The organism is Seonamhaeicola sediminis (assembly GCF_004358095.2).
GTDB classification, from domain to species: domain Bacteria; phylum Bacteroidota; class Bacteroidia; order Flavobacteriales; family Flavobacteriaceae; genus Seonamhaeicola; species Seonamhaeicola sediminis.
Genome location: NZ_SMZJ02000023.1, coordinates 1 through 3,815, shown reverse-complemented (window position 1 = coordinate 3,815; position 3,815 = coordinate 1). Strand labels below are relative to the sequence as shown.

General features: G+C 45.3%; 1 tRNA gene and 2 rRNA genes. All 3 read left to right on the top strand.

The features are described from left to right. Positions 1-189 precede the first annotated feature (189 nt). The 3 genes from E1J38_RS14830 (at position 190) to rrf (ending at position 3,610) form a co-directional block, all read left to right on the top strand. Positions 190-263: transfer RNA gene (locus E1J38_RS14830), tRNA-Ala, on the top strand. A 264-nt stretch (positions 264-527) separates the two neighbouring features. Beyond that, positions 528-3,354, top strand: a 23S ribosomal RNA gene (locus tag E1J38_RS14825). A 148-nt stretch (positions 3,355-3,502) separates the two neighbouring features. After that, positions 3,503-3,610, top strand: a 5S ribosomal RNA gene (rrf, locus tag E1J38_RS14820). Positions 3,611-3,815: the final 205 nt, after the last annotated feature.

The window sequence follows — 3,815 nt, the reverse complement described above, 5'->3', positions numbered from 1 at the left end:
CCTGAGCATAGTCGAAGGGAGTCTGCCTGAGACTACAACCTAAGGTTGATTTGATTACTAAATGCTGTTATCATTGTTTAGTAAGCTAGTTAATTTTAAGAAGTTCATTAAATATTGAAAGGAAATTCTGGGAGTTGAGTAGTGGTTATAGTCTAACTACTAACTACTATGTACTAACGACTAGTATATGGGGGATTAGCTCAGCTGGCTAGAGCGCTTGCCTTGCACGCAAGAGGTCATCGGTTCGACTCCGATATTCTCCACGATGAATGCTTTAAAAAGCAGAATCGCAATGAAAGAAACAAAAAAGCTTGCTTTTAATTGTTTCAGGAATGAGATTCTTTTAAAGCATTCTCAAAATTGAAGTTTGAGGAGCAACCGTAGGTTACTCCGATAACAGAAAATTTTGACAAGGTTCATTGACATATTGAAAAAGATACATGAAAAAATAATTAGATAGAAATATTTAATAAAATTAAATAATTGTAACGAGCAATTATTGTAACTCATTAAAAAAGCAAAAAGTACAATAAGCTAAATAAGGGCGTATGGGGAATGCCTAGGCTCTCAGAGGCGAAGAAGGACGTGATAAGCTGCGAAAAGCTGCGGGGACGGGCACATACCGATTGATCCGCAGATATCCGAATGGGGCAACCCACTATATTGAAGATATAGTATCCTTAGGGAGGCGAACCCGGAGAACTGAAACATCTAAGTACCCGGAGGAGAAGAAAACAAAAGTGATTCCGTTAGTAGTGGCGAGCGAACGCGGATTAGCCCAAACCATAGTTGTTACGGCAATTGTGGGGTTGTAGGACTGCAATATTCGACACTAAGTGAACTAGAACTGTTTGGAAAGACAGACCATAGAGAGTGATAGTCTCGTAAAGGTAAGCGAAGTTAAGATAGCAGTATCCTGAGTAGCGCGGGGCACGTGAAACCTTGTGTGAATTTGTCGGGACCATCCGATAAGGCTAAATACTCCTGAGAGACCGATAGTGAACTAGTACCGTGAGGGAAAGGTGAAAAGAACCCTGAATAAGGGAGTGAAATAGAACCTGAAACCATACGCTTACAAGCGGTCGGAGTCCCGATTTATCGGGATGACGGCGTGCCTTTTGCATAATGAGCCTACGAGTTACCGTTGCTAGCAAGGTTAAGCACTTCAGGTGCGGATCCGTAGCGAAAGCGAGTCTGAACAGGGCGTATAGTTAGTAGTGGTAGACGCGAAACCGTGTGATCTACCCATGGGCAGGTTGAAGCTGTAGTAACATACAGTGGAGGACCGAACCGGTTGACGTTGAAAAGTCTTCGGATGACCTGTGGGTAGGGGTGAAAGGCCAATCAAACTCGGAAATAGCTCGTACTCCCCGAAATGCATTTAGGTGCAGCGTTGATTTAGTTTTATAGAGGTAGAGCTACTGATTGGATGCGGGGGCTTCACCGCCTACCAATTCCTGACAAACTCCGAATGCTATAAAATGATGATCAGCAGTGAGGGCATGGGTGCTAAGGTCCATGTCCGAGAGGGAAAGAACCCAGACCATCAGCTAAGGTCCCCAAATGTATGTTAAGTTGAATAAACGAGGTGGAATTGCTTAGACAGCTAGGATGTTGGCTTGGAAGCAGCCATTCATTTAAAGAGTGCGTAACAGCTCACTAGTCGAGCGATTCTGCATGGATAATAATCGGGCATAAACATACTACCGAAGCTATGGAATATTTATATTGGTAGGGGAGCATTCTAATTGTGTTGAAGGTTTGCTGTGAGGCATTCTGGAACGGTTAGAAAAGAAAATGTAGGCATAAGTAACGATAATGCGGGCGAGAAACCCGCACTCCGAAAGACTAAGGTTTCCTCAGCTATGCTAATCAGCTGAGGGTTAGTCGGGACCTAACGCGAACCCGAAAGGGGTAGTGGATGGCCAACAGGTTAATATTCCTGTACCTGCTCACGATAAAAGTGACGGAGGCGTATATTTGGTGCGTGCTGACGGAATAGCACGTTGAAGGGAGCGGTAACGCCCCGATAGTACACTGAGGCTTCGGCCAAGGTGATAATCCAGAGAAGCGACTTCCAAGAAAAGCGAGTGAAGCAGCCCGTACCCTAAACCGACACAGGTAGTTGGGATGAGAATTCTAAGGAGCTCGAGAGATTCATGGCTAAGGAACTAGGCAAAATAGACTCGTAACTTCGGGAGAAGAGTCGCCCCCGCTTCGGTGGGGGCCGCAGTGAAAAGATCCAGGCGACTGTTTATCAAAAACACAGGGCTATGCTAAATCGAAAGATGACGTATATGGCCTGACACCTGCCCGGTGCTGGAAGGTTAAGTGGTGGGCTTAGAGGTTTACCTCGAAGGTCTAAAATGAAGCCCCAGTAAACGGCGGCCGTAACTATAACGGTCCTAAGGTAGCGAAATTCCTTGTCGGGTAAGTTCCGACCTGCACGAATGGTGCAACGATCTGGATACTGTCTCAGCCATGAGCTCGGTGAAATTGTAGTAACGGTGAAGATGCCGTTTACCCGCTGTGGGACGAAAAGACCCCGTGCACCTTTACTATAGCTTAGTATTGGTTTTGGATAAGTAATGTGTAGGATAGGTGGGAGACTTTGAACCGGGTTCGCCAGGATTCGGGGAGTCATTGTTGAAATACCACCCTTTGCTTATCTAGAGTCTAACTCAGGAATGAGGACAGTGCTTGGTGGGTAGTTTGACTGGGGTGGTCGCCTCCAAAAGAGTAACGGAGGCTTCTAAAGGTACCCTCAGCACGCTTGGTAACCGTGCGTAGAGTGCAATGGCATAAGGGTGCTTGACTGAGAGACCTACAAGTCGATCAGGTTGGAAACAAGAGCATAGTGATCCGGTGGTTCCGTATGGAAGGGCCATCGCTCAAAGGATAAAAGGTACGCCGGGGATAACAGGCTGATCTCCCCCAAGAGCTCACATCGACGGGGGGGTTTGGCACCTCGATGTCGGCTCGTCACATCCTGGGGCTGGAGAAGGTCCCAAGGGTTGGGCTGTTCGCCCATTAAAGTGGCACGCGAGCTGGGTTCAGAACGTCGTGAGACAGTTCGGTCTCTATCTACAGTGGGCGTTAGAAATTTGAGTGGATCTGACTCTAGTACGAGAGGACCGAGTTGGACTAACCTCTGGTGTATCTGTTGTCACGCCAGTGGCATTGCAGAGTAGCTACGTTGGGAAGGGATAAGCGCTGAAAGCATATAAGCGCGAAACCCACCACAAGATGAGATTTCTTTAAAGGGTCGTGGGAGATGACCACGTTGATAGGCTACAGGTGTAAAGGCAGTAATGTCATAGCCGAGTAGTACTAATAACCCATAGGCTTATTGTACGCCTGTTTTTTTAAGAGTAACACAAACAAATTCATGTATATTTTTCAATATGTTAAGATATTTGCGCACAAGCGCAGTTAAGAGAAAAGGCATAAGGCACAAGTGAAAACTTTTAACTTATTACTTTTAAACTTTTAACTTAAGATTTAAGGTGGTTATAGCGATGGGGCTCACCTCTTACCATTCCGAACAGAGAAGTTAAGCCCATTAGCGCCGATGGTACTACAGTTGTGGGAGAGTAGGTCGTTGCCTTTTTTGATACTGAAGCATCAGTATTTATATATAAACCCTTCATTTTTTAATGAAGGGTTTTTTTTGTTTTGTCTCGTCCTGAAAAAAGTTGACCATAACATTTAGAACTATGGGAAACAAAAGGCAGTTAAGAAAAAAGCAAGAGCCCCCAAGAAATTACAGTGAGAACTTCAAACGTTTGGTTGTATCTGAATACGAGCAAGGTTTT